The sequence below is a fragment of the Massilia sp. Root335 genome, assembly GCF_001425685.1.
GTDB lineage: Bacteria > Pseudomonadota > Gammaproteobacteria > Burkholderiales > Burkholderiaceae_D > Telluria > Telluria luteola.
Genome location: NZ_LMCY01000069.1, coordinates 19,586 through 45,356 on the forward strand (window position 1 = coordinate 19,586; position 25,771 = coordinate 45,356).

At 68.2% G+C, this 25,771-nt stretch carries 27 protein-coding genes; 12 read left to right on the plus strand and 15 right to left on the minus strand.

Annotated features, from left to right (window positions below):
* The first annotated feature begins 9 nt into the window (after window positions 1–9).
* Both ASC93_RS28530 and phbB read left to right on the plus strand, forming a co-directional pair.
* Window positions 10–564 carry a hypothetical protein gene (locus ASC93_RS28530; RefSeq protein ID WP_056450771.1) on the plus strand — a complete coding sequence of 185 codons (555 nt, stop codon included), beginning with the start codon at window positions 10–12 and terminating at the stop codon, window positions 562–564.
* Window positions 565–755: 191 nt separating this feature from the next.
* Window positions 756–1,502, plus strand: coding sequence for an acetoacetyl-CoA reductase (gene phbB / locus ASC93_RS28535; protein ID WP_056450774.1), 747 nt, complete (start codon window positions 756–758; stop codon window positions 1,500–1,502).
* Between the two features lie 205 nt (window positions 1,503–1,707).
* Here the strand turns inward: phbB and ASC93_RS28540 are convergent, their stop codons facing one another.
* The 8 genes from ASC93_RS28540 to ASC93_RS28575 form a co-directional block, all read right to left on the minus strand.
* Window positions 1,708–2,064, minus strand: coding sequence for a TraR/DksA family transcriptional regulator (locus ASC93_RS28540; protein WP_056450776.1), 357 nt, complete (start codon window positions 2,062–2,064; stop codon window positions 1,708–1,710).
* A gap of 154 nt (window positions 2,065–2,218) precedes the next feature.
* Window positions 2,219–2,749, minus strand: a complete 531-nt coding sequence (locus ASC93_RS28545; RefSeq protein WP_229412913.1) for a hypothetical protein — start codon at window positions 2,747–2,749, stop codon at window positions 2,219–2,221.
* Window positions 2,750–2,766: 17 nt separating this feature from the next.
* On the minus strand, window positions 2,767–3,618 hold the full coding sequence (locus ASC93_RS28550) for a hypothetical protein (RefSeq protein ID WP_056450779.1): 852 nt from the start codon (window positions 3,616–3,618) through the stop codon (window positions 2,767–2,769).
* Window positions 3,619–3,702: 84 nt separating this feature from the next.
* A complete protein-coding gene (otnI, locus tag ASC93_RS28555; protein WP_056450782.1) occupies window positions 3,703–4,476 on the minus strand; it encodes a 2-oxo-tetronate isomerase in 774 nt (257 codons plus the stop codon).
* Window positions 4,477–4,523: 47 nt separating this feature from the next.
* Window positions 4,524–5,786 (minus strand): MFS transporter, encoded by a 1,263-nt coding sequence (locus ASC93_RS28560; RefSeq protein WP_056450785.1) that lies wholly within the window; start codon window positions 5,784–5,786, stop codon window positions 4,524–4,526.
* Window positions 5,787–5,896: 110 nt separating this feature from the next.
* Window positions 5,897–6,367, minus strand: coding sequence for a MarR family winged helix-turn-helix transcriptional regulator (locus ASC93_RS28565; RefSeq protein WP_082548413.1), 471 nt, complete (start codon window positions 6,365–6,367; stop codon window positions 5,897–5,899).
* A 168-nt stretch (window positions 6,368–6,535) separates the two neighbouring features.
* Window positions 6,536–7,984 carry a DEAD/DEAH box helicase gene (locus ASC93_RS28570; RefSeq protein WP_056450789.1) on the minus strand — a complete coding sequence of 483 codons (1,449 nt, stop codon included), beginning with the start codon at window positions 7,982–7,984 and terminating at the stop codon, window positions 6,536–6,538.
* Between the two features lie 372 nt (window positions 7,985–8,356).
* Window positions 8,357–9,136, minus strand: coding sequence for an inositol monophosphatase family protein (locus ASC93_RS28575; protein ID WP_056450987.1), 780 nt, complete (start codon window positions 9,134–9,136; stop codon window positions 8,357–8,359).
* Between the two features lie 167 nt (window positions 9,137–9,303).
* Here ASC93_RS28575 and ASC93_RS28580 point away from each other — a divergent pair, with 167 nt between their 5' ends.
* From ASC93_RS28580 to ASC93_RS28605, 6 genes are all read left to right on the plus strand, one after another.
* Entirely contained in the window at window positions 9,304–10,086 is a 783-nt protein-coding gene (locus ASC93_RS28580; RefSeq protein WP_056450792.1) for an RNA methyltransferase, read from the plus strand.
* Between the two features lie 181 nt (window positions 10,087–10,267).
* On the plus strand, window positions 10,268–10,789 hold the full coding sequence (locus tag ASC93_RS28585; RefSeq protein WP_056450794.1) for a twin-arginine translocation signal domain-containing protein: 522 nt from the start codon (window positions 10,268–10,270) through the stop codon (window positions 10,787–10,789).
* Window positions 10,786–12,420 (plus strand): GMC family oxidoreductase, encoded by a 1,635-nt coding sequence (locus ASC93_RS28590; RefSeq protein WP_056450802.1) that lies wholly within the window; start codon window positions 10,786–10,788, stop codon window positions 12,418–12,420. The genes ASC93_RS28585 and ASC93_RS28590 overlap by 4 nt, the downstream gene beginning before the upstream one ends.
* Window positions 12,421–12,432: 12 nt before the next feature.
* Window positions 12,433–13,368, plus strand: a complete 936-nt coding sequence (locus ASC93_RS28595; protein ID WP_056450806.1) for a triacylglycerol lipase — start codon at window positions 12,433–12,435, stop codon at window positions 13,366–13,368.
* A gap of 71 nt (window positions 13,369–13,439) precedes the next feature.
* Complete coding sequence (locus tag ASC93_RS28600; RefSeq protein WP_056450810.1) at window positions 13,440–14,114, plus strand: TetR/AcrR family transcriptional regulator; 675 nt, start codon at window positions 13,440–13,442, stop codon at window positions 14,112–14,114.
* A gap of 7 nt (window positions 14,115–14,121) precedes the next feature.
* Entirely contained in the window at window positions 14,122–14,676 is a 555-nt protein-coding gene (locus ASC93_RS28605) for a TIGR00730 family Rossman fold protein (RefSeq protein ID WP_056450812.1), read from the plus strand.
* A 9-nt stretch (window positions 14,677–14,685) separates the two neighbouring features.
* Here ASC93_RS28605 and ASC93_RS28610 read toward each other — a convergent pair whose 3' ends face one another.
* From ASC93_RS28610 to ASC93_RS28640, 7 genes are all read right to left on the minus strand, one after another.
* Window positions 14,686–17,442, minus strand: coding sequence for an EAL domain-containing protein (locus tag ASC93_RS28610; RefSeq protein ID WP_056450814.1), 2,757 nt, complete (start codon window positions 17,440–17,442; stop codon window positions 14,686–14,688).
* Entirely contained in the window at window positions 17,439–17,879 is a 441-nt protein-coding gene (locus tag ASC93_RS28615) for a hypothetical protein (RefSeq protein ID WP_056450815.1), read from the minus strand. Before ASC93_RS28615 ends, ASC93_RS28610 begins: the two co-directional genes overlap by 4 nt.
* A gap of 1 nt (window position 17,880) precedes the next feature.
* Entirely contained in the window at window positions 17,881–19,131 is a 1,251-nt protein-coding gene (locus tag ASC93_RS28620) for a hypothetical protein (RefSeq protein ID WP_056450817.1), read from the minus strand.
* A gap of 175 nt (window positions 19,132–19,306) precedes the next feature.
* Window positions 19,307–20,974 (minus strand): serine hydrolase, encoded by a 1,668-nt coding sequence (locus tag ASC93_RS28625; RefSeq protein WP_056450820.1) that lies wholly within the window; start codon window positions 20,972–20,974, stop codon window positions 19,307–19,309.
* A gap of 119 nt (window positions 20,975–21,093) precedes the next feature.
* Window positions 21,094–21,612, minus strand: coding sequence for a M48 family metallopeptidase (locus ASC93_RS28630; protein WP_056450829.1), 519 nt, complete (start codon window positions 21,610–21,612; stop codon window positions 21,094–21,096).
* Between the two features lie 144 nt (window positions 21,613–21,756).
* Complete coding sequence (locus ASC93_RS28635; RefSeq protein ID WP_056450831.1) at window positions 21,757–22,095, minus strand: KGG domain-containing protein; 339 nt, start codon at window positions 22,093–22,095, stop codon at window positions 21,757–21,759.
* A 103-nt stretch (window positions 22,096–22,198) separates the two neighbouring features.
* A complete protein-coding gene (locus tag ASC93_RS28640) occupies window positions 22,199–23,227 on the minus strand; it encodes an NADP-dependent oxidoreductase (RefSeq protein ID WP_056450834.1) in 1,029 nt (342 codons plus the stop codon).
* A gap of 152 nt (window positions 23,228–23,379) precedes the next feature.
* Here ASC93_RS28640 and purU point away from each other — a divergent pair, with 152 nt between their 5' ends.
* The 4 genes from purU to ASC93_RS28660 all read left to right on the plus strand — a co-directional run bounded on the left by purU (window position 23,380) and on the right by ASC93_RS28660 (window position 25,760).
* Window positions 23,380–24,246 (plus strand): formyltetrahydrofolate deformylase, encoded by an 867-nt coding sequence (gene purU / locus ASC93_RS28645; protein WP_056450844.1) that lies wholly within the window; start codon window positions 23,380–23,382, stop codon window positions 24,244–24,246.
* Between the two features lie 27 nt (window positions 24,247–24,273).
* Entirely contained in the window at window positions 24,274–24,816 is a 543-nt protein-coding gene (locus ASC93_RS28650; protein WP_056450847.1) for a YaeQ family protein, read from the plus strand.
* 86 nt (window positions 24,817–24,902) lie between these two features.
* On the plus strand, window positions 24,903–25,265 hold the full coding sequence (locus ASC93_RS28655) for a DUF2946 domain-containing protein (RefSeq protein WP_056450850.1): 363 nt from the start codon (window positions 24,903–24,905) through the stop codon (window positions 25,263–25,265).
* 51 nt (window positions 25,266–25,316) lie between these two features.
* Window positions 25,317–25,760, plus strand: coding sequence for a copper chaperone PCu(A)C (locus ASC93_RS28660; protein ID WP_056450854.1), 444 nt, complete (start codon window positions 25,317–25,319; stop codon window positions 25,758–25,760).
* The last annotated feature ends 11 nt before the right edge of the window (window positions 25,761–25,771 follow it).

The following is a 25,771-nucleotide window of genomic DNA, read 5'->3' on the forward strand; positions in this document are numbered from 1 at the left end:
AGGTCATCCATGTCCACGATCATTGCAGGGCACTTCCAGCTGCAGGATGACGTCGAGCGGGCGCGCCGCGCCCTCGTCGACGCCGGTTTTTCGAGCGAACGCATCAGTGGGTTCTACCTGAGCCAGCCGGGCCAGCACGACCTGACGCCGATCGGCGGCGACAATATCCACTCGCCGGGCGCGAAGGAGTCGCCGATGGGCGTGGCCGAGGGCGCCGGCGCAGGTGCGGCGATCGGCATCGTCGCGGGCGCCTTGACGACCCCCGTCACCGGGCCGCTGGGGCCCGTGGTTGGCGGCCTCGTCGGCGCGCACGTCGGTTCGCTGTTCAGCTTTTCCAAGATGAAAGAATCGGGCGAGAGTGAAGAGGGCGGCCGCGCGCCGGTGGAAAACCGTCCGGCCGGCATGCTCGTGGCCGTCGCATTCGACGATGGGGGCCTCGAACAGCGCGCCGTCGACCTGCTGCGCGACCTCGGCGCCCATCATATCGAACGGGCCAGGGGCAATATCGTCGACGGCGACTGGGCCGACTTCGACCCGGCTACCGTCCCCGACATCATCCACTGAGTATCCGCCGCCGCGTGCTGCGGCGGCGTTCTGTCCGATTACTCAGGTACATCGTTTTCCCTCCGCCATGTCCGGCCGCCCCAGCTTTATCCGTTTGCGCTTCGTCAAGGACGGCTTTGTCCGGCGCCCTAGACTCGGTGCTTCGTGCTGCGCACCCGGCGCGGCAGGTTTGATGACAGGACGATGAAACCATGCACGATAACAAAGTAGCCTTGGTGACTGGAGGAATGGGTGGACTCGGCACGGCAATCTGCCGGCGCCTGCAGGCGGAGGGGTTCCGCGTGGCGGCAACCTATTCGCCCGGCAATGCCACGCCTGACGCGTGGCTGGCCGCCCAGAGGGACGAAGGATACCGATTCACGGCGTATCGCGTCGACGTCACCGACTACGGCGACTGCGAATGGATGATGCAGAAACTGCTGGCCGAGATGGGCCGGGTGGACGTATTGGTGAACAATGCCGGCATCACGCGCGACAAGAGCCTGCGCAAGATGACGCTCGAGGATTGGCAGGCCGTCCTGCGTGCCGACCTCGACAGCGTGTTCAACATGAGCAAGCAGGCGGTCGAACCGATGATGGCGCAGCGCTGGGGGCGTATCATCAATATCTCGTCCGTCAACGGCCAGCAGGGCGCGTTTGGCCAGGCCAATTACTCGGCCGCAAAGGCCGGCATGCACGGCTTCACGAAGGCGCTCGCGCTGGAAATGGCGCGCCATGGCGTGACCGTGAACACGGTATCGCCCGGCTACCTGCGCACCAAGATGGTCGAGGCGGTGCCCAGCGACGTGATGACCGGCAAGATCCTGCCGCAGATCCCCGTGGGCCGCCTGGGCGAGCCGGACGAGATCGCCGGTCTCGTCGCCTACCTGACCTCGGAAGACGCCGGCTTCATGACGGGCGCCAACCTGGCCATCAACGGCGGCCAACACATGTATTAAGCGGCACACGGTGTGCGGCATAGGGTGTGCGGCACACGCTGCGCGCCGACTGTTGTGCGACGGCGCAGCCGCGCCTGGCCGGTCCGGCTGGTTCGGGGGAGCCGGCGCCGGCCAGCGCGGGGCGCCAGGCAGTGCGGGGCGGGACGGCCTGTCCGACGGGCCTCCCGCTCTTTTTCATGGGGCGCCCGACCGTCCCATATGCGCGCTAGCGTCGTTCGGCGCGCGTCTGGCAATCGATGCACAGCCGCGCCTCCGGCCGTGCCAGCAGGCGCGACGCGCCGATCGGCTGGCCGCATTCCTCGCACAATCCATACGTGCCGTCTTCGAAACGCGCCAGGGCCTGGCGCAGCTGGCGCATCTCGGCCGAGTGGTGGTCGGCGGCTTCGCGCGACAGGTCGTTCAGCAGGCGTACGGTGGCACGGTCCAGCGGCGACGTCTCGACCTCGTCCACGGGCAGCTCGCTCGTGTCCTGTGGCGGTTGCTCGACGCGGGACAGCGCCTCGATGCGCCGTTCAAGCATGGTCTTGAGCAGCGCCAACTGCTCGGGCGTAAGGGGTTCCATGGTCACGCCATGGCCACGGGGAAGGCGTGACGGCAGGCGCCGGACTCGACGTGTGGATTGACGTTCATGGAGATCCCCTTCGTTCGTGTCATTGGATGCCGCGCGGCGGCAACCCAGTGTAGCGCGGAACGACGGGGATGCCTACCGCCGCACCTCAGGCCGGAGCGGCGGGCGCGGCGGGCGCGTTGTCGACGGCGATGACGTCGAGCTGGCCCTTGAGACCCTCGACGGCGGCGAGGATGGGCACGACCTGGCCCGTGCTGGCCGCCGCCGCCAGCCCCAGCAGGCGGGCCACGAGCGTGATGCCGTCGCCGATGCGCGTGATGCGGCGGATCTTGTCGGCGGCGTCCACGGTCAGCTGAATCAGGTGTTGCTGCGGCTGGCCCAGCGCCGACACGATGCAGGCCGCCGCCTCCGCGTACAGCCGGTTGGCGCGCTGGCGCAGCTCCATCTCCGCGTTCAGCAGGGCGCGCGCGGCCGCCTGCTCCGATTCCGGTACGTCCTCGCCCTGGTGGCGCCGGATGTCGCGCATCACGCGCTCGTGGATGCTGTCCGCGCACTCCGACAGCTTGTCGGCCAGTTCTTCCACCTGGTGTGCCGTCGACAATGCCTCGGCCGGGCCGGGCGGCGGCGCGGTCGGCGCGGCCTTGGCGCCGTCCTGCCGGGAATTCGTGTCGTTTGCCATGATCTCTCCTCGTGCGCTCAATCGGACAGGGCGTCGCGCAGGCTCGTGAGGTCGCGCGCGTACGCGGCCAGCATCCTGCGTATTTCGTCGCCGTGCAGGTTATTGATGTTTTCGCGCAGTTTTTGATGGCCCAGGGCGACCTTCGTCAAACCCTGCAAGGCCAGGTCATAGCGTTTGTCGACCAGCTTGTATTCCGTCGACTTGTTCAGGTAATGGACCTTGGCGAGGGTCACCAGCATGCGGTCGGATGTCTTGCTGGAAAAGGGGATTTCGACGTCGAAGATGCCGAGCACAGTCTTCTTTTCGTTGTCGTTGGTCTTGGCGTACAGCCGCGTCAGCGTGATCATCGCTTCCAGCAGGATCTGCACGTCGGCGTCGCCGTCGCGCACCATCGTTTCGACGCTGCGGTTCTGGTAGCCGGACGCGATCACCCGCGTCAGCAGCCGCGCCAGCCCCGTGTAGGCGGCGATCTGGCGCTGCTGCAGGCCCGATTCCGCATTGGCCTTGAGGCCGCTGCCGAGGTCGTCGATGCGGTCGGACAGGTCGTAACGGGTGTCGCCCGCCAGCACGCTGAGCGTCTGCATGTACAGCACGACGGTCTTCTGGATGCTGACGAAGTCGTCGTAGACGGCACGCCGGCGCGCATCGTTTTCCTTGGCGATGCGGTCGGCGGCCGGCGACAGGTACGGTTGTTCGCGCTCGTACGTGTCGCGGTAGCGGCGCGACAGCTCGCCGTAGCCGCCCAGGCGGGCCGAGGCGTCGGCGAATTGCCGCACCTCGACCAGGCTCACCTGGCCGGTACTGGCACACCCGCCCAGCAACAGGCTGGCGGCGAGGACAAAAAGGGAGAGGCAGCGGCGCAGGTCCATGGGTCCTTTCTGGGCGGCAAAAGGCCGGCCGGAAAAGCCCCCATTCTTTCAAACCTGGGCGCTTCGTTATTGCCAATGATCAATTTAAACGGACGGACGCCAGCCCAGGCCCGCCACGGTGTCGCCCTGCGGGATGTATTCGCAGCCGACCCAGCCGTCGTAGCCGAGCTCGTCCAAGGTGCGGAACAGGAACGGGAAATTGATCTCGCCGGTGCCCGGTTCGTGCCGGCCGGGCACGTCGGCCAGCTGGATGTGGCGGATCAGCGGCAGGCGTTCGCGCAGCGTGTTGGCGAGGTCGCCCTCCATGCGCTGCATGTGATAAATGTCGTATTGCAGGAACAGATTGGGCACGGCCGCCTCCGCGATGATGGCGGCAGCCTGCGCGCTGCGGGTCAGGAAATAGCCGGGGATGTCGCGGTCGTTGATCGGTTCGATCAGCAGGGCGATGCCGTGCGGCGCCAGCGCGGCGGCGGCGAAGCGGAGGTTGTCGACGAAGGCCGCGTGCGCGCGTTCCGGCGCCACGTTCGGCGGCAGCTTGCCGGCCAGGCAATGCAGGCGCTTGACGCCCAGGTCGAGCGCGTATTCCAGCGCCAGTTCGACGGTGTCCTGGAACTCGCCGGCGCGGCGCGGATCGCAGGCCAGGCCCCGTTCGCCGGCCGCCCAGTCGCCGGCCGGAAAATTATGCAGCGCCAGTTCCAGCCGATGGCGCTGCAGGCGGCCCGCGATCTGTTCGGCGTCGAAGGCATACGGGAACAGGAACTCGACGCCGTCGAAGCCGGCCGCGCGCGCGGCGCCGAAACGTTCCAGGAAGCCGAGCTCGTTGAACATCAGGCTCAGGTTGGCGGCGAAGCGGGGCATGCGGGTTCCTTTGACGTGGGATAACCCACTATGTTACAGCGCCTATGCTAAACCGTCGTGGCGGGCGCGTCGCGCAGCGCACGCATCGGCGTGAACAGCCAGGCCAGCAGCGCCGCGCCCGCGAGGCACGCGCCGGCACCGCCGAACAGCGCCGGCAGCGCGACGCGGCCGGCGATCCACCCGGACAGCGCGGCGGCCAACGGCGCCAGGCCCATGAAGACGAACATGAACAGGCTCATCGTGCGGCCCAGCAGTTCGCGCGGCACGCGCTGCTGGATCCACGTGAACACCGCGACCTGCACGAAGCCGCCCAGCACGCCGATGACGACGTTGATCAGCATGCCCTGCCAGCTGGCGGTAATCAGGCCCAGCGGCACGAGCAGCAGGCCGACGATGCCGTCGATCAGCAACAAGGTCATGCCGAGATTGCCGGCGCGGCGGCGTCCGATGCTGCTTGCGGCCATGCCCAGCAGGGCGCCGGCGCCATGGGCACCCAGCAGCAGGCCGAGCGCGGACGCGCCGTGCAGGCGGCTGCTGGCCAGCAGCGGCAGCGCGACCTGCATCACGCCGCCGATCACGCAGGCGCACAGGCCCCAGTAGATGAAGCAGGTGCGCAGCAAGGTGTCGCGCCACACGGCCGCGAGGCCGTCCGCCACGGAGCGCAGCACCGGTTGCGGCGCCGGCGGCGTGAACGGCCGCGGTTCGACCTGCGCCAGGGTCCAGGCCGACACGGCGAAACTGAGGCAGTCGACGCCGAATGCCAGCGCGAGGCCGTGCATGTGGCGCGGGCCGCCGCTGCCGTCGCCGGCGAGCGCGAACAGCAGGCCCGCCAGCAGCGGCCCGGCCAGCATCGCCGCCTGGCGCAGCCCCATCATCATGCCGTTCGCCGCTTGCAGGTAGGGCGGCGCGACGGCATGCGGCAGCATCGAGGTGCCGGCCGGGATGCCGAACGCCGAGGCGAGCGACAGGCTCAGCGCCAGCGCGAGCACGGCCGGCAGGTGCGCATGGCCGCTGTAGACGAGGATGGCCAGCACGGCCAGCAGCGCGGTGTTGACGTGCTTGGTGAGCATCAGGACCCGCTTCGGCGCGTAACGGTCGACGAGCGCCCCGCCGAACAGGATCAATACGGCGCGCGGGAGACCCATCAGAGCGACGGACATGCCGAGCGCGACGGGATCGCCCGTCAGCTCGAGCACGAGCCAGGGCAGGGCGATCAGGGTGAACTGGTCGCCGAGGACGGAGATGGCGCCGCCGCTCATCAGCCAGACGAAGTTGCGGTCGCGCAGCAGCGGCCGGGATGGGTTGTTCATGCGAGCTCCTTGTCGTCGCAGGGGCGTGCGCGGGCCTGGCCTGCACGCCATCGTGGTTGCGGTTGGGGTTGCGAGCCGCAGCGCCGGTTCAGGCGTGGCGGCTCAGGACATCAGCGGCCGATGCCGGCGATCTGGGCGAGCAGGTCCGACGTCGCCTGGAGTTGTGCGCGCGCCGGGCCGCCGAGCATGGCGCGGCTGATATTGTCGACGACGGTCGTCGCGTTCGTCACCAGCTCGCCGCCCGTCGGCGTGATCAGCGCGTAGCCGACGCGGGCGTCGCGCGGGTCGCTCTGGCGCGTGACGAGGCCGATCTTTTCCAGCGGCAGCAGGGAACGCGTGACGCCGGAGGCCGTCAGGCCCAGCTTGTCGGCCAGGTCGACGCGGCGCAGGCGTCCGCCCGGCGCGCGCTGCAGGTGCAGCAGCAGCTGGTAGTCGGCGAAGCTGATGCCGTGGTGGCCGCCCAGGGCGCTGTCGAGGCGGCGCACGAGCGTCGCCCAGGCGCGCGAGAGGCGCAGGCAGAATTCGGTGGTGAGGTTGTCGGGGGTGTCAGGGATGTCGGTCGGGGTGGTGGTCGAGGTCATTGGGGGCTCCGGGTACTGGACTATTACTTGATTCGTCAAGTATAGGCGTGCTTTTAATGGTTTGCAAGTACTTGAGTTCGCAAATATCCCGGCCAGCCACAAAAAAGCCGGGAACAAGGTCCCGGCCTTCGAAGTGCGGGCGGACGCCGGCGTACCGGCGCCCGCGCGTCAGCGGTCGCCGCCGGAGCGGGGCGCCGCCGGACGCGGGCCGCGGCCACGGCCGCCGCCATTGCCGCCGCCACCACCGCCGCTGCGGTTGCCCGGCTGGCCGGCGCGCGCGCCGTTGTTGCCGCCGCCGTTGCCGGCATTGCGCTGGCCCGCGGCCGGCGCAGCCTGCGTGCGCGGCTTGGCACCGCCGGCAGCGCCTGCGCCGTTGCCGGCGCCGCGGTTGCCGCCCGGACGGCCGCGGCCCGGATGGCCCGGCGCGCCGCTGCGCAGCTGGATCGGCTGCGGCTTCGCGGTCGGGTCCGGCTCAAAGCCCGCGATCACCTGGCGCGGCAGGGTCTGCTTGATCAGCTTTTCGATGTCCTTGAGCATCTGGTGCTCGTCCACACAGACGAGCGACACGGCCTCGCCCGTGGCGCCGGCGCGGCCCGTGCGGCCGATGCGGTGCACGTAGTCTTCCGGCACGTTCGGCAGGTCGTAGTTGACCACGTGCGGCAGCTGGTCGATGTCGATGCCGCGCGCCGCGATGTCGGTGGCGACGAGCGCCGTCAGGCTGCCGTCCTTGAACTCGGCCAGCGCCTTGGTGCGCGCCGACTGGCTCTTGTTGCCGTGGATCGCCATCGCGCCGATGCCGTCCTTGCCGAGCTGTTCGACGAGCTTGTTCGCGCCGTGCTTGGTGCGGGTGAACACGAGCACCTGTTTCCAGCCGTGCGTCTTGATCAGGTGCGCCAGCATCGGGTGCTTCTTGTCGCGGTCGACCGGGTGGATCTTCTGGGCGATGACTTCGACGGTCGAGTTGCGCGGCGCCACTTCGATCATGGCCGGGTTGTCCAGCAGGCGGTCGGCCAGGCCCTTGATCTCGTCCGAGAACGTGGCCGAGAACAGCAGGTTCTGGCGCTTCGGCGGCAGCACGGCCAGCACTTTGCGGATGTCGTGGATGAAGCCCATGTCCAGCATGCGGTCGGCTTCGTCCAGGATCAGGATTTCGATCTTGTCGAGCTTGATCGTGCCCTGGCCCACGTGGTCGAGCAGGCGGCCCGGCGTGGCAACGAGGATGTCGACGCCATTGGCCAGCATCTTGATCTGCGGGTGGATGCCGACGCCGCCGAAGATCACGGCCGAGTTCAGGTTGGTGTGCCTGGCGTAGGTGCGGACGTTTTCCTCGACCTGGGCCGCGAGTTCGCGGGTCGGGGCCAGCACGAGGGCGCGGATCGGGCGCTTGGAAGATTTGTTCGTCAGTTGCGTGCCGGCCTTGTCGGTCGACAGGCGGTGCAGCACGGGCAGCGTGAAGCCGGCCGTCTTGCCGGTGCCGGTCTGGGCGCCGGCCAGCAGGTCGCCGCCGCCCAGCACGGCGGGAATCGCCTTGGCCTGGATCGGGGTCGGGGCGGTATAGCCAGCTTCAGTGACGGCGCGCACGATGGCGTCGGACAGACCGAGAGAATTGAATGACATAGTTATCTGGTAGGGATCGGCCCGTCGTTTCCACGCCTTTTTGCAGCGGAAACGCCAGTCCAGCCGATCGGATTACACAACAGGGCGGCCGGTACTGGTGCCGGCACGCCAAGACGTGAACGCAGACGCAACGTCAACGATCACGCGACATTATAGTTAAAAAATGTTTCGCTATGGAAATTTTAGCGCGGCCTGTGCCGATTTGGGACAGGGCCGGTGGAAGCGGGAGCGCGACACCTCGTGGGTGCCGGAGGCATGGTTGCAGGCGCCGACGATGCCCGCCTGCCGCGGGAAGGCCGCGCGGCCAGCAAGGCCCGCGGCATTCCCCGGACTTACACGAGACGTATTTTACGCGAAACGGCGGGTGGCCGCTCAGGCGAACGGTTTCAGCAGCGCGACCATGCCGGCGAAGACCTTCGGGCCGGCGGCGATGATGTCGCCCTTGTTCAGGTATTCGGATTCGCCGCTGAATTCGCCGACGATGCCGCCCGCCTCGGTCACGAGCAGCGAGCCGGCGGCGATGTCCCAGATCTTGAGGTGCTTTTCGAAGTAGCCGTCGACGCGGCCGGCGGCCACGTTGGCCAGTTCCAGCGCGGCCGAGCCGCTCGAGCGCAGGCCGTGGCAGCGCGGGGCGACCACTTCGTACATACGCAGGTATTCGGCGAGGTCGCGCGGCTCCGCGCCGTGGCCGGAGCCGATCAGCGCCTTGTTGATGCGGTCCGGATTGCGCACGCGGATGCGCTTGTCGTTCAGGTAGGCGCCGGCGCCCTTGGTGGCGGTGAACAGGTCGTTGCGGACCGGGTCGTAGATGACGGCCTGCGTGATCACGCCGCGCTGTTGCAGCGCGATGGAGATGCAGTAGTTGGGATAGCCGTGCAGGAAGTTGGTGGTGCCGTCGATCGGATCGATGATCCAGACGTATTCGCTCTCGTCGTTCAGGTTCGCGGTGGCGCCCGATTCCTCGCCGAGGATGGCGTGGTCGGGGTAGGCTTTCAGCAGCGTTTCGACGATCGCCTGTTCCGAAGCCTGGTCGACGTCGGTGACGAAGTTGTTGTGGCTCTTTTCGCTGACGGTGATGCGGTCGAGGTCGAAGGATGCGCGGTTGATGACGGTCGCGGCGCGGCGGGCGGCCTTGATGGCCGTATTGAGCATGGGGTGCATAAGCTATCCGTAAAAAATGCTGACGCCCACCGCGCGCGGGCGCCGTGAACGATCTGAACGAGAAATAATTAAAGAGCAAAGCGGTGCCGAAGCCGTTAAAATCGCGAACTTCTTGTCCGCATTTCAACGCTCGTCACCGCGCGATGGCGTTATTTTAAATGAACCCGACCGAAACTGTCTCTTCTCTTTTCAAACGTCTGCGCTTCGTGCTGGTGGAGACGAGTCGCGCCGGTAACGTCGGCTCGGTGGCGCGCGCCATGAAAACGATGGGCTTTTCCGACCTCGTGCTCGTGTCGCCGCGCTGCGCCGACCCGCTGCACGACCCGGAAAGCGTCGCCTTCGCCAGCGGCGCGATCGACGTGCTGGAAGGCGCGCGCATCGTGGACAGCATCGCCGACGCCCTCGACGGCTGCAATTTCGCGGCCGCCGTGTCGGCCCGGCTGCGCGAGTTCTCGCCGCCCGTGTGGAGCCCGCGCGCATTTTCCGCGCACGCGGCCGGCACGGCGGACCTGCGTCCGGTCCTGATCCTCGGCAACGAGCGCTTCGGCCTGCCGAACCAGATCGTCGAGCAGTGCAATGTGCTGATCAACATCCCGGCCAATCCGGACTATTCGTCGCTGAACCTGTCGCAGGCCGCGCAGGTGCTGGCCTATGAATGCCGGCTGGCCGCCCAGGGCGAAAACCGCACGCAGGAAGGCGTCGGCTTCCAGGGCGAGGCCGCGAGCGTGGCCCAGGTCGAGGGCATGTATGCGCACCTCGAAGAAGCGCTGGTGGCGATCGGCTTCCTGAACGCCACCAATCCGAAAAAGCTGATGCCGCGCCTGAAACGCCTGTTCGCGCGCGCCCAGCTGGAGACGGAAGAAGTCAACATCCTGCGCGGCATCGCCCGCCAGATGCTGAAAGCCGCACCGGCCAACGACGCCGAAGCCGGCCACGATTAATCCGCGAGTCGACAATTCGGGGTCGACAATTCGGGGTCGACAATTCGGGGTCAGAGCCCGGTTTTGGGCAATTGTGCGGCGGCTTTGGTCGGCGAGCCTTAGACGCCGCGCTCTAGTTTCATCCCGTCGCGGGGCGCGTCGTTTCGCTTACACTTTTACAAATACTGATAAAAGGGTAGGCATGGAGACAACCCGTAGGACCTTCCTGAAGGCCGGCCTGCTGTCGGCCGCATTGCTGGCCGCGGGCGGCGGCTGGTATCGCGTCACCCATCCGGCGCCGCCGCGCGGGTTCGTGCTCGACGGCGAGGCGCGCGCGGCGCTCGACGCGATCGTCCCCGCGATCCTGGCCGGCGCCTTGCCGGATGCGCCTGCCGACAAGGCCCGCGCCATCGCCGCGACGACCGAACGCGTGCACCAGACCATCCTCGGCCTGCCGCTCGCCGCCCAGCAGGAAGTGCAGGATTTGTTCGGCCTGCTCGCGCTGGCGCCGGCGCGGCGCCTGCTGACGGGCATCCCGCACGGCTGGGCCGAGGCGCGGGAGGTCGACGTCGCCGCCTTCCTGCAGGACTGGCGCGTGCATCGCCTCGCCCTGCTGCGCACGGCGTACGCGGCCCTGCACGACCTCGTGCTCGGCGGCTGGTACAGCGATCCCGCGCACTGGGATGCCATCGGCTATCCCGGACCGCTGAAGGAGCTGGCATGAGCGCCGAATCCGTGATTCCGGATCCGATCCACGCCGGCCTCGCGCGCGGCTGGAAGGTGATCGACGGCGCGCGCGAAGAGCGCGACCGCGACCTGTCCGCCGACGTGGTCATCGTCGGCAGCGGTGCCGGCGGCGGCGTGACGGCGGAGATCCTCGCGCTGTCGGGCCTCGCCGTCATCGTCGTGGAAGAGGGCGCGCTCAAGTCGTCGCGCGACTTCAGGATGCGCGAGGCCGACGCCTACCCGACCCTGTACCAGGAATCGGCCGCGCGCAAGACGCGCGACAAGGGCGTCAACATCCTGCAGGGCCGTACCGTCGGCGGCTCGACGACGGTGAACTGGACGTCGAGCTTCCGCACGCCGCCGTCGACGCTCGCGTTCTGGCAGCGGCAGTTCGGCCTCGCGACGTACGACGAGGCCGCGCTGGCGCCGTGGTTCGCGCTGATGGAGGCGCGGCTGCACGTGGCCGACTGGCCCGGCGCGCCGAACGAGAACAACGAGCTGCTGCGGCGCGGCGCCGCGAAACTCGGCATCGCGACGGGTCTCATCCGCCGCAACGTCAACGGCTGCTGGAACCTGGGCTACTGCGGCATGGGCTGTCCGACGAATGCGAAGCAGTCGATGCTCGTGACGACGATCCCGTCCGCGCTGGACCACGGCGCCACGCTCGTCACCCGCGCCCGCGCCCAGCGGCTCGTCGTCAAGGGCGACAAGGTCGACGGCCTCGAATGCACGCTGCTGGACGCGGCCGGGCTGCACGCCACGGGACGGACGTTGCGCGTGCGTGCCCGCCATTACGTGCTGGCCGGCGGCGCCATCAACACGCCGGCGCTGCTGCTGCGCTCGAACGCGCCGGACCCCAGCGGACAGCTGGGCAAGCGCACGTTCCTGCATCCGACGCTCGTCTCGGCCGCGCTGTTCCCGCAGCGCGTGGACGGCTATGCCGGCGCGCCGCAGACCGTCTATTCGGACCACTTCATGCACACGCAGGCCATCGACGGCCCGCTCGGCTTCAAGCTGGAGGCGCCGCCGCTGCACCCGGTGCTGCTGGCCACGACGATGCAGGGCTTCGGCCGCGAGCACGCCGGGATGATGCGCCAGTTCCCGTACCTGCAGGGCATGCTGGCGCTGCTGCGCGACGGCTTCCATCCCGAGTCGCAGGGCGGCAGCGTCGGCCTGCACGGCGACGGCGCCGCGGTGCTCGATTACCCGCTGAACGATCCAATCTGGGACGGCGCCCGGCGCGCGCTGCTGACGATGGCCGAGATCCAGTTCGCGGCCGGCGCCAGCGGCGTGCAGGTGGCGCACGAACGGGCGCCGCGCTACGCCAGCTGGAACGACGCGAAGGCCGGCATCGCCGCGCTGCCGTTCGAACGGCACCTGACGCGCGTCGTGTCGGCCCACGTGATGGGCGGCTGCGCGATGGCGGGCGCGGACCACGCCGGCGTGACGGGACCGGACGGCCGCTACCGGGGCCTCGCGAACGTCTCCGTGCACGACGGCTCGCTGTTCCCGACCTCGATCGGCGCCAATCCGCAACTGTCGATCTACGGCATCACCGCGCGCCTGGCCAGCGATCTCGCGCAAGCGCTGACGGGACGCCCGGCCGCGCGCCCGCAGGCGCAGGCGTGACGCGATGAAGCCATGAAGCCGGCCAGCGCCCGCACGCTGCTGCGCGTCGTGCTGCTCGTGCAGGCCGCCGCCGCGCTGCTGGTCGCGTGGGTGCTGCTGCGCCGCGGCGTGCCGGCGTGGGGTGCGCTGGCGGCCGGCGTCGGGGCCGTGGCGCTGGTGCGCCTCGTCATCAACATGAACAACTTCGTCATGGCGGGGTGGGCGGCGAGCGTCACGCCGCCCGAGCACCGGCTCGGGCCCGGTGCGCGCCTGCGCCTGCTGGCCGAGGAATTTTGCGCCAGCATGCTGGTGACGTCCTGGCACGTGCCGCGCGGCCGTGCGCGCATGACGATCCACCCGCACGGCGCCTACCCGCCCGTGCTGCTCGTGCACGGCTACGGCTGCAACAGCGGCTACTGGGCGCACCTGGCGCCGCTGCTGGACCGCGAGGGCATCAGCCACGCGGGCATCGACCTCGAACCGGTCGTGGGCAGCATCGACGATTACGCGCCGCTGATCGAGGCGCGCGTGCGCGAACTGTGCGCCGCGACCGGCGCCGCGCGCGTCGCCATCGTCGCGCACAGCATGGGCGGGCTGGCCGCGCGCGCGTGGATGCGACGGTATGAAACCGGCGGCAGCGCGCGCGTGGCGGCACTGATCACGCTCGGCACGCCGCACCACGGCACGGCGCTGGCGCGCTTCGGCCTTGGTGCGAACGCCGCCCAGATGCGCCGCGACAGCCCGTGGCTGCGCGCGCTGGCCGCTGGCGAGACCGGGGACGTGCGCGCGCGCATCGTGTCGCTGTACACGCACCACGACAACATCGTCGCCCCGCGGGAGTCGAGCGTGCTGGCGGGCGCGCGCAACGTGGCGTTCGGCGGCGTTGGCCACGTGGCGCTGGGCAGCAACCCGCGCGTGCTGGCCGAGGTGTTGCGCATACTGCGCGAACTGCGTCCCGCGGAGGCGTGAAGGACGGCGGCTGTGGCCGCGCCGTCCGGTCGATGATATCCTTGCGGGTGAGTCCACCCACATTTGTTTCCATGCAACAAAAAGCCCCGCGCCGAACCCGCGAACGCATCCTCGAGCTGTCGCTGCGGCTGTTCAATGAATTCGGCGAACCGAACATCACGACGACCGTGATCGCCGACGAGATGAACATCTCGCCGGGGAACCTGTATTACCACTTCCGCAACAAGGACGACATCGTGAATTCGATCTTCGTCCAGTTCGAGGCGGAGATCGAGCGCATGCTGACCGTACCGGCCGGCCGCCGCTCGAACATGGAAGACGTGTGGCTGTACCTGCACCTCATGTTCGAGCTGATCTGGAAATACCGGTTCTTCTATCGCGACCTGAACGACCTCCTGTCGCGCAACCGCAAGCTCGAACTGCACTTCAAGGCGATCCTCGCCCACAAGATCAAGGTCGCGCGCCAGTTGTGCGAAGACTTGCGCAGCGAAGGCTCGCTCGAGGCGGGCGACGCCCAGATCGGCGCGATGGCCACGAACATGGTCGTCGTCGCCACGTACTGGCTGTCGTACGAATACGTGCGCAATCCGCGCAAGTACAGCGAGCAGCAGGCCATCGCCGACGCGCTGGCGCGCGGCTGCTACCAGGTGCTGTCGATGCTCGGCCCCTACCTGCGCGGCGACACGCTCACGCTGTTCCAGCGCCTGTCCGACGATTTTCTCGCCAAGCTGCCGCCGGAACCCTGAGGACTCCATGAAATCCATTGCCGTCTACTGCGGCGCCTCGCTGGGCGCCGATCCCGTGTATGCCGACGCCGCGCGCGGCCTGGCGCGCGCGCTCGTCGAGCACAACATCGGCCTCGTCTACGGCGGCGGCAAGGTGGGCCTGATGGGCGTGATCGCGGACGAAGTGCTGCGCCTCGGCGGCGACGCGACCGGCGTGATCCCGAAGCACCTCGTCGAGCGCGAGGTTGGCCACGCCGGCCTCACGCGCCTGTTCGTCGTGAAGGACATGCACGAACGGAAAGCGATGATGTCCGACCTGGCCGAAGGCTTCATCGCCATGCCCGGCGGGATGGGCACGCTGGAAGAACTGTTCGAGATGGTCACCTGGGCCCAACTGGGGATCCACGCCAAGCCGATCGGCCTGCTCAACGTGGACGGCTTCTACGACGGACTGGCGTCCTTCGTCGGCCACCTCGTCGAGACGGGCTTCGTGCGTCCCGCGCACGCCGAACTCATGACGCTCGACGCCGATCCCGATGCGCTGATCCGGCGTTTGCGGCTGGCCGCGCCCGGCGCCCGGTAGCCGAGCTCCTTATCCTGCGACGGCTTCGGCATTCCCCAGGCGCCGTTGCTGGGCCTGCGCCTGCAGCATCTCCGTGATGCGCTCGGCCGCCACCGGTGGGCTGAACAGATAGCCCTGCATCTCGTCGCAATCGTTCGCGAGCAGGAAGTCGCGCTGCTCGACCGTCTCCACGCCCTCGGCGATCACGCGCAGGTGCAGGCGGTGGCCCAGCGAGATCACGGCCAGCGCAATGGCCTGGTCGTCCGAGCTGGAGGCCAGGTCGCGCACGAACGACTTGTCGATCTTGAGCGTCGAGATCGGGAACGATTTCAATGCGGACAGGCTCGAATAGCCGGTGCCGAAATCGTCGATCGACAGCGTCACGCCCATTTCCTTCAGTTCGCGCATGCGCTCCACGGCCTGGTTCAGGTCGCGCATCAGCAGGCTTTCCGTCACTTCCAGGTCGAGCGAGGAGGGCGGCAGGCCGCTGTCGCGCAGCGCGCCGGCGACGCGCTCGACGAGGCGCTTTTCCTCGAACTGGCGGGCCGACACGTTCACCGAGACCGTGAGCGCGTCGAGCCCGGCCGCGCGCCACAACTGGGCCTGGCGGCAGGCCGTGCGCACGACCCATTCGCCCAGGCCGACGATCAGCCCCGATTCCTCCGCGAGCCCGATGAAGCGCATCGGCGGCACCGTGCCGTGCTCCGGATGGCGCCAGCGGATCAGCGCCTCCACGCCGAACACGCGGCCCGTGCGCAGGTCCACTTTCGGCTGGTACAGCAGGTAAAAACGTCCCGCCGGGGACTCGACCGCCGGCGCGTCGGCGCCCGGCTTGTCCGGCGCGTCATCCGCCAGCGTGGCGTCCAGCGCCCCGCGCAGGCCTTCCAGCAGCACGAGCTTTTCCTCGACGCTGGCGTTCATCTCGCGCGTGTAGAACTGGAAGTTGTTGCTGCCCAGGTCCTTCGCGCGGTACATCGCGGCGTCGGCGTTCATCATGAGGGTCTTCGGGTCGTCGCCGTCGCGCGGGTAGACGACGACGCCCATGCTGCAGCTGACGCGCACGGACTGGTCGCCGATCTGCACCGGCTCCGTCACGGCTTGGCGGATCTTTTCCAGCACGGGCGTCAACGCCAGCGGGCTCTCGCCGGCGTCCGGCAGCAGGATCACGAATTCGTCGCCACCCAGGCGGCCGAGGGTGTCCGTGCGGCGCAGGCAGGCCTGCATGCGGCAGCCGACGACCTTCAGCAATTCGTCGCCGGCATTGTGGCCCAGGCCATCGTTGACGAGCTTGAAGCCGTCCAGGTCGACGAAGGCGAGGGCCAGGTGGCCGCCGTTGCGCTGGGCGTTGCGCACGGCCTGGTCGAGGCGGTCGCGGATCAGGCTGCGGTTCGGGAGCCCCGTCAGCTCGTCGTGGTGGGCCATGTGGCGGATGCGGTCCTCGGCCAGCTTGCGCTCCGTGATGTCGCGCACCATCGCGACGGCGCCGCCTTCGACGGGCACGATCTGGCGCTGCAGCCAGCGGCCGGCGGCCGGGCCGGCGCTGGCCTGCCATTCGGCCTCGATGACGCGCTGTTCGGCGACCACCTGGACGAGATGGTCGTACATGCCGTTGGTGCGGTAGTAGGGCAGCACGTCGCCCAGCAGCTGGCCGCGCAGGGCCTCGTTGGCGATGCCCGTGAACAGTTCGGCGCGGCTGTTGGAGCCCTCGACCAGGAAATCGACGATGCCGCCGTCCATGCCGGTCACGCTGCGCAGCACGAAGAAGGCGTCCGGACTGGCCTCCGACGCCGCCGCATAGGTTTGCTGGGCCTGGCGCTCGCGCCGGCGCGCCTTGGCCACCTGCCACGACCAGGCGCTGATCATCGCCACGACGGCCACCAGCAGCGAGCTCGCGGCCGTCGCGCCCACCAGGTAGGTGCCGTAGTGCTGCTCGTACTGCGCCATCTGTTCGCGCGCGGCCAGGCCGACGACGACCGTGAGCGGGAACCCGGCCAGGCGGCGCGCGCCGGCGTAGCGCTCCACGCCGTCGGGCGGCGTCGGTTGCGGCGCCACGGCTTCCTCCCCGATGCCGTCGAGCGCGATCGGCTGGCCCCACGAGACGTCGTCGCCGATGCGCACGGCGCGCGCCACGCCGTCGCTGCCCACGAGCGCCAGCAGGCCGAGTTCCCCGGCACGCGAGCGCTCGTACGAGCTGGTGAAATAGGCGGGATCGACTTCGACGATGGCCACGCCGGCGAAGCTGCCCTCGGCGTCGTCGATGCGGCGCGTGAAATGCAGGTGCGGTTCCCGGCGGACCGGATCGCCGGCGGTCTGGCTGACGAAGACCGCGCTGGCATCGTCGTTCGCGTGGATGGTGAAATAGGGGGCGCGCGACACGTCCTGCGCCGGCATCGGTGGATTGCTGTCGACGATGCGGCCGTCGCGGTCCGCGATGCTGACCTCGAACACGAGGCCGGGCGGCAGCAGGCCCTGGGCGCGCAGCGCCGGCAGGGCGCCACGCGGGCCGTTCAGTTCGACCGCATACTTGACGACCTTCAGCGTCTGGTCGATCGCATTCAGGTTGCGCGCGACCTGCGCCTCGTACGTGTCGAGCTGCTCGCGCGCGGAATCGTGCGCGGCGGCGACGGCCGCGAGACGTTCGGTCTCGATGAAATGGAACGTCGCGGCCCAGATGGCCACCAGCGGCAGCAGCGCGAACAGCGGCAGCGCGATATGCGTCTCGAGGGCGCGCGCGAGCCAGCGGGGACGCCGGCGCCGGCCAGGTGAAGCGGACGAGGGCTTCATCATTGCACCACGAGGACGGCGTGCACGCTGCCGTCGAGCGCGCCCCGTTCGATATAGCCGATGGCGCCCGGATCGTCCGCGACCTTGCGCCGCACGGCCGCGCTGTCCGGCAGTTCGGCGGGCGGCTGGCCGCGGCCCGTGAACACCATCTTCGACCAGTGCGCCTTCAGCAGGGCCGGCGTCTTGCTCGTCACGCGCGCATAGAATTCGTCGCGGATCGGCGCGCCGAGGCGCAGGTCGTACGGCACGGCCTCGGCGCCGTCGGGGAAGCGCACCGACTGGCCGAGGAAGATCGCGGCCACCTGGTCGGCGCGCAGCGTGGCGACGGGGTTGCGCGCGGAGACGATCACGACGAGGTCGGCCGCGCCGGCGCGAGCATCGGCAAGGCAGGCGAGCAGCAGGGCCGATCCCAGGAAGCGGGAATACTTGTGGGCCGCCATGCTAGTACACGAAGTCCAGGGCGACGCTGGCCACGTGGGTGGTGCGCCCGGAACGGAAGCGCGGCGTCGGGTTGATGAAGGTGCCGACGGAGTCGTCGTGCGGCGTGACGCGGTCGAGCTGCACCTTGAGCGCCATGTTCGTATGCAGGTCCCAGCGCAGGCCGGCCGCCACGGACGTCTGCTGCGGGATCCGGATCAGCAGGGCATTCAGCCCGGCGTTCAGCATGGCCGCCGTCGGCGCCAGCGCCGGGGGCAGGGCGGCCGTCGGCAGGCCCGCGTCCAGCGTCGGCCCGACGGCCCGCACGCGCGCCCACGTCGCGTACGGCGTCAGCGACTTCCAGCGCCAGCCGGCGCTGACATAGGCGTTGCGCGTCGCGCCGAGGAAGGAATGGCTGACCGTGCGGCCCGCCTCGGCCATCACGAACCAGCTGCCCGGGTCGTAGTTCACGCCGATATTGGCGAGCATCATGCGCTTGTGGTCCATCGCATAACGCCGGGTCAGGGCCCGGCCGGCCGGGCCGAACGCATTGAAGGCGTCGAACAGGTCGACGGCGATGTCGCTCGAGATCTCGGCGCTGACCATGTTGGCGCGCACGCTCAACGCGCCCCAGTCGCTCGTGTTCGAGATGCCGACGCCGCCGCGCCCGTACACGTGCAGGGGCGCGATCAGCGCCACGGCGCTGTGGCCGTAGAAGACCTGGGACGCGTTGCGCACGGGGCCGAGGTCCCAGCGCAGGGTGGCGTCGACGCCGTCGCTGCTGGTGACGGGCAGGACGTTGTAGCCTTCGACCGGCGGCCGCACCCACGGATACGCGTAGCCGACCTTGCGGTAGTCCGCCGTCAGGAACACGGGCAGTGCGATGCGGCCGGCGCGCAGGGCCAGTTCGGGCGTCACCTGGTACTTGATGTTGGCCCATTCGATGCGCGGCCGGTAGGTGTTGTCCAGCCCCTGTTCGCTCACGACCTGCAGCACGGCCGACCAGTGCCGCGCGAGCGTGGCGTCGAGCTGGATGCCGAGGCGGGTGTCGACGTCGGTGCTCCAGCGGCGCGTGAGACCGGTGCCGCTGGCCTTGAAGACGGACGACGTGTAGTCCGCATCGTGTTCGCTGGCATGCGCGACGCCCAGCGTGCCGAAGCCGGAGATGCGCCAGTCCGGGGTGCGCACCGGCTCGTCCTGCGCGCGGGCGGTGCCAAGGCAGGCGAGGCCGAACAGGGAAAGTAACAGGAACTGAACGAGGCGTTGTTGCTGCATTTGAGTCGACGGATGGGCCGGCTGGGAGCGCCAGGGTGCGGAACTCGACTGTAATCCTTGCTCAAAGGAAAGTCGACAGCTTTTGCCCGTCGGCCGCCCTTGTTCAAAATCTTGTTGCGCTACGGCAACGAGGGATTGCGTCAGATCCGGCCATTGGCTGCCGCGCCGCCGCGCTTTATAACTGCCGTGGCGCGCTCAGCTTGTGCGGCCCCTGTTCCAGCGTCATGCCGACCGTGCCGTCGGCCTGCTTGTCGAAGTGGAGCCGGATGTCGTGTTCCGCGTCCACGAACGTGTCCTGCGCCAGCGCCGTCAGCTTCATCGCCGGCTGTCCCACCGGCGTGGCGCGCAAGGTGCCGCCTTCGCGCGTGACCTCGATCACGAGTCCGGGCGCGAGCGGGTAACGGCCCAGGTACTGGTCCAGGACGGCGGGCGCCACCTGCACGGCCCGCAGTTCGGGCACCGTCGTGCTGCTGCGGTGGTGCGTCGTGCGGTTCAGTTCATCGTCGATCGTCAGGTCCGTGACGACACCTTTTGTGTCGCGCTGGAACTGTACAGTGATTAAGCTGTCACCGATCAGGAAGCCGTCCTTCCGGTACCCGCGCAGCGGCGCGCGCGGCATGCCCGTGCCCTGGATCGTCAGCCCGCCGTTCTCGTGGCGGACCGTGTGGGCCCGCTTGTCGTCGATCGGGTAGACGCCCACATAGCCGTCCAGTGTCGCCGCATCGGGCGCCGTCGCGGACGGCACCGGCAGCGGCTTGCCGGCCACGTCCATTGCGATCCCGTGGGTCAGCTTGGCAAGCGGCACGTGGATGCCGTCGGCGTCGCGGTTGGCCAGCATGGCGACATAGACATGCTCCTTCGGCAGCCAGACGGCGTCGGACGTGAAACCCGGGATATTCCCGCCGTGGAAGACTTCGTCGACGCCGTGCAGCCGGCCCACGAACCATCCATAGCCGTACGGATTGGGCGTGCCGTCGTTGAGCGTGTGGGCGCTCCAGGCCCGGCGCAGCGTGTCCGGCCGCAGCAGCTTGCCATCGGCGAGTGCCGCCTGCCAGCGCGCGAGGTCGTCCACGGTCGACACGAGCGCGCCGGCCGCGTACGGCCACGTCATGCTGATCGGGCCTGCCGGTTGCGCCCGGCCGTCGTAGCCGGTGACGGGCTGGAAGCGCGCGTCCTCGTAGCCGGTGTGCGTCATGCCGAGGGGCTTGAAGATGCGTTCCTCGAGAAAGCGGGCATACGGCAGGCCCGACGCCTTCTCGATGATCGCGCCCAGCAGGAAATAGCCGGAATTGTCGTAGCTGAACCGGCTGCCGGGGACGAATTCCAGCGCGTCGTCCTTGAAGAAGGCGATGCCTTGCGCGACGGTGACGTCGGTGCGCATCACGTCGCGGAACCCGCGCTTGCCCGTGTAGCTGGGGATGCCGGACGTGTGCGTCAGCAGATGTTCGATCGTGATCTTCGCGCCGTGCGTGGGATAGTCGGGCAGGAAGCGCGTGATGTCGTCCGACAGGGCCAGCTTGCCTTCATCCGCCAGCATCAGGATGGCGACGGCCGTGAACTGCTTCGTCATCGAGCCGATCCGCGCCGGGGCATCCGCCCGCAGCGCCGTGCCGGACGCCACGTCCGCGCGGCCATAGCCCTTGCGGAACACGGTCTTGCCGTCCTTCGTGACGATCACGGCGACCCCGGGGCCGGTGGCCGGGAAATACGGAGCGATCAGCGCGTCGATCCGCGCCGCGAGCGCCTGCTCTTCCGCCTGCGCGGCGGGTGCCGCGAGCGTGGGGGACAACGGTGCCAGGACGAGCGACACCACGGTAACGACATTCACGGCATATCGGCGCATGGATTCTCCTTGTGTGCGCCAGGATTATATGATGTCCGATAGGCAATATTTCGTTGCTGTCCGATGAAATAAATGACAACGCCGATACCGGGAGTGATATCCCGCCGTGGCGGGCCGGGTCACTCCCACAAGCGCGCGCCGCCCAGGTCCAGCTGGGTGAGGTAGAGCCGCAGGTCGAACTCGTACTGGTGGTAATCCGGCTCCATCCAGCAGCACAGTTTGTAGAACGCTTTGTCGTGGTCCTTTTCCTTGAGGTGGGCCAGTTCGTGCACGGCGATCATGCGCAGGAACGCGGGCGGCGCGTCGCGGAACACGGTGCCGATGCGGATCTCGTGCTTGGCCTTGAGGCGCCCGCCCTGCACGCGCGAGATTGCCGTGTGCAGGCCCAGTGCCTGCTGGACGATGCCGATCTTGCTGTCGTAGGCGACCTTCGCGACGGGCGCCGCGTTGCGCAGGTATTCATCTTTCAAATCCTGCACGTAGCCGTACAAGGCCTTGTCCGTGCGGACGTCGTGCGCGTCGGGGTAGCGCTGGCGCAGGTGATCGGCCAGGCGGTCGTCGGCGATCAGGCGCTCGACCTGGGACAGCACGTGCGCGGGATAGGCGCTCAGGTATTTCAGGCGGGAGGGAGAAGACATAAGGGCGGCACTGTAGCACGTCCATGTCTCGACGTCAGCGGATGACGGTGATGCAACGGGCGACCACGCCCGGCACGGCGGCGCGGTCGGCGCTTGCGCGCTTCGTGAAGAGGACCGGTCCAGGGCGCAGACCGATCCCGAACGTCATTGCTCCTTGCCGCCCTGGCGGTTGCCCGCTTTCGCGGCCGCCGCGGCGCGGTTGGCCGACTGCCGGCTTTCCCCGCCCTTGCGTCCGATATCGGCCATGTGGGCGCGGTTGCGGCTGACCACTTCCCCGCCTTTCTGGCCCGCGCGGCGCGCTTCCTCCGAATCGAATTCGTGCGCCGTGCCCTTCTGGTGGGCGGCCTGGCCACCCTTGCTGGCGATTTGCCGCTGCTGGTTCTGGTCCATCGCAGCGAAACCGCGCTTGGCCGGCTGGCTTTTCTGCTCGCTGCCGCCGGAGTCGGCAGCGCCCTTGTTGCCGCCATCCTTGCTTGTCGCCATATCGATCTCCTTGTGCCTGAACAATCAAAGCGAGCGTCAATGGATGCGCTCGTGAGTTTAGAGAGGCGGGAAATGAAATGGTTCCGGCGGCGTGCGGCTGGTTTCAGTGGATGTCGTCGGCGATCTTGAGCACCAGTTTTCCGAAGTTCTTCCCTTCGAACAGCATCGTCAACGCGGCGGGGAACTGGTCGAGCCCTTCGACCACGTGTTCGCGGCTCTTGATCGCGCCGTCGCGCAGCCAGGCGCCGAGGCGCTGCACGCCTTCCGGATAGCGCGGCGCATAGTCGAAGACCACCATGCCTTCCATGCGGGCCCGGTTCACGAGCAGCGCCAGGTAGTTGGCCGGCCCGCGTACGGGCGTCGTGTTGTTGTACTGCGAGATGGCGCCGCAGATCACGATGCGGGCCTTGAGGTTGATGCGCGCCAGGACGGCGTCGAGGATGTCGCCGCCCACGTTGTCGAAATAGACGTCCACACCCTGCGGACAATGTTCCTTGAGGCCAGCCGCGACGGGACCCGCCTTGTAGTCGATGCAGGCGTCGAAGCCCAGCTCGTCGACGACGTAGCGGCATTTATCGGGTCCGCCGGCGATGCCGACCACGCGGCACCCGAGCTGCTTCGCCACCTGGCCCACCGTCGCGCCGACGGCGCCCGCGGCCGCCGAGACGACGACCGTCTCCCCGGCTTTCGGCTGGCCGATGTCGGTGAGGCCGAAGTAGGCCGTCATGCCGGGCATGCCCAATACGTTCAGCCAGGCCGGCAGCGGGGCGAGCGCGGGATCGATCTTCATGGCCGCGGCCGCCTTGGCGTCGACGGGGCCCGTCCAGTACTGCTGCACGCCGAAGGTGCCGGCCAGGTGGTCGCCTACGGCGACGTGCGGCGAGCTGGACGCCTCGACGACGCCGACGCCGCCCGCGCGCATCACCTCGCCGATGGCGACCGGCCGGATATACGATTTACCCTCGTTCATCCAGCCGCGCATGGCCGGATCGAGCGACAGGTACAGCACGCGCACGCGCACCTCGCCGTCCTGCAGCGGAGCGAGCGGTTCCTCGGTCAATTGCCAGTCGCTGGCCTTCGGCAGGCCGACGGGGCGCGCGGCGAGGCGGAATTGCCGGTTCATTGGGGTCATGTGCGTCTCCTTTTGCCAACCGGGGTCAGAGCCCGGTTTTTGGCAATGTCTTTAAATCGGGCTCTGACCCCGGTTTGGGGAAATGGCGGATTGGCAATCCATGCGACAATGTGCCGGATCAGTCAACCTCAACCATTCTGAAGTATTTAGCAATGTATCCAGAATATATCCTGACCTTGTCCTGCCTGGATCACCGCGGCATCGTGCTGCGCGTGTCCGGTTTTTTGGCCGAACACGGCTGCAACATCATCGACTCGGCCCAGTTCGGCGATCCGGAATCGAAACTGTTCTTCATGCGCGTCCACTTCGCGCTGGAAGACGACGCGATGTCCGACGAACTGCTGCGCGCCGGCTTCGGCTCGCTGTGCGCCGACCTGGGTGCCGAGGGCGCGCTGCAGGACGCGAGGCGCAAACCGCGCGTGCTGATCATGGTGTCCAAGATCGGCCATTGCCTCAACGACCTGCTGTTCCGCTACCGCAGCGGCCTGCTGCCGGTGGAGATTCCGGCCATCGTGTCGAACCACATGGACTTCTACCAGCTCGCGGCCAGTTACAATATCCCCTTCCACCACTTGCCGCTCGAGGCGGGTGCCGGCGAATCGGCCAAGCTCGCCCAGGAGGCGCGCATCATCGACCTGCTCGACACCCACCGCATCGACCTGGTCGTGCTGGCGCGCTACATGCAGATCCTGTCGCCGGGACTGTGCGAAGCCTTGAAGGGCAGGGCGATCAATATCCACCATTCGTTCCTGCCCAGCTTCAAGGGCGCGCGTCCGTATGCGCAGGCGCACAAGCGCGGCGTCAAGCTGATCGGCGCGACGGCCCACTTCGTCACGGGCGACCTGGACGAAGGCCCGATCATCGAGCAGGACGTCGAGCGCGTCGACCACGCCATGAGCGTGGATCAGCTGACGGCGATCGGCCGCGACGTCGAGAGCGTCGTGCTGGCCCGCGCGGTCAAGTGGTTCGTGGAACACCGCATCCTGCTGAACGGCGACAAGACCGTCGTGTTCAGCTGACCACTTTAGATTGAAAGACTGGCTTCAATGGCCCTGAAAGCAACGATTTACAAGGCAGACCTGAGCATTGCGGACATGGACCGCAACTACTACCAGGAGCACGCGCTCACCATCGCGCGGCATCCTTCCGAAACCGACGAGCGGGTGATGATCCGCCTGCTAGCCTTCGCCCTGCACGCCGACCCTCAGCTTACCTACGGCAAGGACCTGTTCGACGTCGAGGAGCCCGCACTGTGGCTCAAGGACCTGACGGGCGCGATCGATCTCTGGATCGAGGTCGGCCAGCCCGACGAACGCCGCCTCATGAAGGCGGCCGGCCGCGCCGAACACGTGGTCGTGTACTGCTACAGCGCCACCAGCAACATCTGGTTCAAGGGCCTGGCCAGCAAGCTCGAACGTACGAAGAAAATTTCCATCATTAACATTCCGGCGGAAACCAGCGCCCAGCTCGAGCAGATGGCGCAGCGCTCGATGCAGCTGCAATGCACGATCCAGGACGGCCAGGTGTGGCTGACGGACGGGCAGCAGACCGTGCAGGTCGAGCGCGAGATCCTCATGGCCGAGCGCTGATCGGACAATTTGTCCGGGGCCGCGTGTGCGCCATGGCGTGCATACGCGGCTATAATCGGATCATGCCGATTCGTTCGATAAAACGCATGCGCTTCATCTGGCTGGCACTGTTCGCAGTGCTGCTGAACGCGCTCGCGCCTACGGTCTCGCATGCGCTGGCCGCGCGCCGGCCGGCGATCCCGATCGACGTCTGCAGCGTCGATGGCGGCGCGCCGTTCGCGGCCGCGGCCGCGCTGCTCATGCAGGACGAACATCGCGGCATGGGCCTGCTGGGCGACTGCGGCTATTGCCTCGCCCACGCGGGCAGCCACGGCATGCCGCCGCCCGCGCATCCGCCGCTGGCGCTCGTGCACGGCACGGCGCCCCGTCCTTTCCTGTTCCATCACGCGCCCCGTCCGCTGGCCGTCTGGCTGGCGGCCGTCCCGCGCGGTCCGCCATCCTTTGCCTGACCTTTGTCCCGGTGCCTGTGCGCCGCCATTCACTTTTAGTCAGGTAAAGTCATGTATAGCAAATTCCTCGTGCTGGCCGCGGCCAGCCTGTTTACGTCCGCCGCGTTCGCCCAGGTGACCGTCGGCGATCCGTGGATCCGCGCCACCGTGCCGGCCCAGAAGACGGCCGGCGCCTTCATGCAGCTGCGTTCCGCCACGGCCACGCGCCTCGTCGGCGTCCAGACCCCCGTCGCGGGCCGCGCCGAAGTCCACCAGATGGGCATGGAAGGCCAGACCATGCGCATGCAAAAGGTCGACGGCATCGACCTGCCGGCCGGCCAGACCGTCAACCTGGCATCCGGCGGCTACCATGTCATGCTGTTCGACCTGAAGCGCCAGCTCAAGGACGGCGAGCAGGTGCCGCTGACCCTGACCTTCGTCGGGGCCGATAAAAAGCGCGAGAACGTCACCGTGCAGGTGCCGGTCAAACCGCTTACCTACACCGCCGCGCACTGACGGGAGCACAC

Coding starts and splice junctions, on each gene's coding strand:
- phbB (WP_056450774.1), top strand. CDS start 756: ATGCACGATAACAAAGTAGCCTTGGTGACTGGAGGAATGGGTGGACTC.
- ASC93_RS28610 (WP_056450814.1), bottom strand. CDS start 17,442: ATGATGAAGCCCTCGTCCGCTTCACCTGGCCGGCGCCGGCGTCCCCGC.
- ASC93_RS28550 (WP_056450779.1), bottom strand. CDS start 3,618: ATGGACCTGCGCCGCTGCCTCTCCCTTTTTGTCCTCGCCGCCAGCCTG.
- ASC93_RS28625 (WP_056450820.1), bottom strand. CDS start 20,974: ATGCGCCGATATGCCGTGAATGTCGTTACCGTGGTGTCGCTCGTCCTG.
- ASC93_RS28660 (WP_056450854.1), top strand. CDS start 25,317: ATGTATAGCAAATTCCTCGTGCTGGCCGCGGCCAGCCTGTTTACGTCC.
- ASC93_RS28655 (WP_056450850.1), top strand. CDS start 24,903: ATGCGCTTCATCTGGCTGGCACTGTTCGCAGTGCTGCTGAACGCGCTC.
- ASC93_RS28565 (WP_082548413.1), bottom strand. CDS start 6,367: ATGACCTCGACCACCACCCCGACCGACATCCCTGACACCCCCGACAAC.
- purU (WP_056450844.1), top strand. CDS start 23,380: ATGTATCCAGAATATATCCTGACCTTGTCCTGCCTGGATCACCGCGGC.
- ASC93_RS28635 (WP_056450831.1), bottom strand. CDS start 22,095: ATGGCGACAAGCAAGGATGGCGGCAACAAGGGCGCTGCCGACTCCGGC.
- ASC93_RS28545 (WP_229412913.1), bottom strand. CDS start 2,749: ATGGCAAACGACACGAATTCCCGGCAGGACGGCGCCAAGGCCGCGCCG.
- ASC93_RS28570 (WP_056450789.1), bottom strand. CDS start 7,984: ATGTCATTCAATTCTCTCGGTCTGTCCGACGCCATCGTGCGCGCCGTC.
- ASC93_RS28600 (WP_056450810.1), top strand. CDS start 13,440: ATGCAACAAAAAGCCCCGCGCCGAACCCGCGAACGCATCCTCGAGCTG.
- otnI (WP_056450782.1), bottom strand. CDS start 4,476: ATGCCCCGCTTCGCCGCCAACCTGAGCCTGATGTTCAACGAGCTCGGC.
- ASC93_RS28595 (WP_056450806.1), top strand. CDS start 12,433: ATGAAGCCGGCCAGCGCCCGCACGCTGCTGCGCGTCGTGCTGCTCGTG.
- ASC93_RS28590 (WP_056450802.1), top strand. CDS start 10,786: ATGAGCGCCGAATCCGTGATTCCGGATCCGATCCACGCCGGCCTCGCG.
- ASC93_RS28580 (WP_056450792.1), top strand. CDS start 9,304: ATGAACCCGACCGAAACTGTCTCTTCTCTTTTCAAACGTCTGCGCTTC.
- ASC93_RS28615 (WP_056450815.1), bottom strand. CDS start 17,879: ATGGCGGCCCACAAGTATTCCCGCTTCCTGGGATCGGCCCTGCTGCTC.
- ASC93_RS28585 (WP_056450794.1), top strand. CDS start 10,268: ATGGAGACAACCCGTAGGACCTTCCTGAAGGCCGGCCTGCTGTCGGCC.
- ASC93_RS28650 (WP_056450847.1), top strand. CDS start 24,274: ATGGCCCTGAAAGCAACGATTTACAAGGCAGACCTGAGCATTGCGGAC.
- ASC93_RS28575 (WP_056450987.1), bottom strand. CDS start 9,136: ATGCTCAATACGGCCATCAAGGCCGCCCGCCGCGCCGCGACCGTCATC.
- ASC93_RS28540 (WP_056450776.1), bottom strand. CDS start 2,064: ATGGAACCCCTTACGCCCGAGCAGTTGGCGCTGCTCAAGACCATGCTT.
- ASC93_RS28605 (WP_056450812.1), top strand. CDS start 14,122: ATGAAATCCATTGCCGTCTACTGCGGCGCCTCGCTGGGCGCCGATCCC.
- ASC93_RS28620 (WP_056450817.1), bottom strand. CDS start 19,131: ATGCAGCAACAACGCCTCGTTCAGTTCCTGTTACTTTCCCTGTTCGGC.
- ASC93_RS28530 (WP_056450771.1), top strand. CDS start 10: ATGTCCACGATCATTGCAGGGCACTTCCAGCTGCAGGATGACGTCGAG.
- ASC93_RS28560 (WP_056450785.1), bottom strand. CDS start 5,786: ATGAACAACCCATCCCGGCCGCTGCTGCGCGACCGCAACTTCGTCTGG.
- ASC93_RS28630 (WP_056450829.1), bottom strand. CDS start 21,612: ATGTCTTCTCCCTCCCGCCTGAAATACCTGAGCGCCTATCCCGCGCAC.
- ASC93_RS28640 (WP_056450834.1), bottom strand. CDS start 23,227: ATGACCCCAATGAACCGGCAATTCCGCCTCGCCGCGCGCCCCGTCGGC.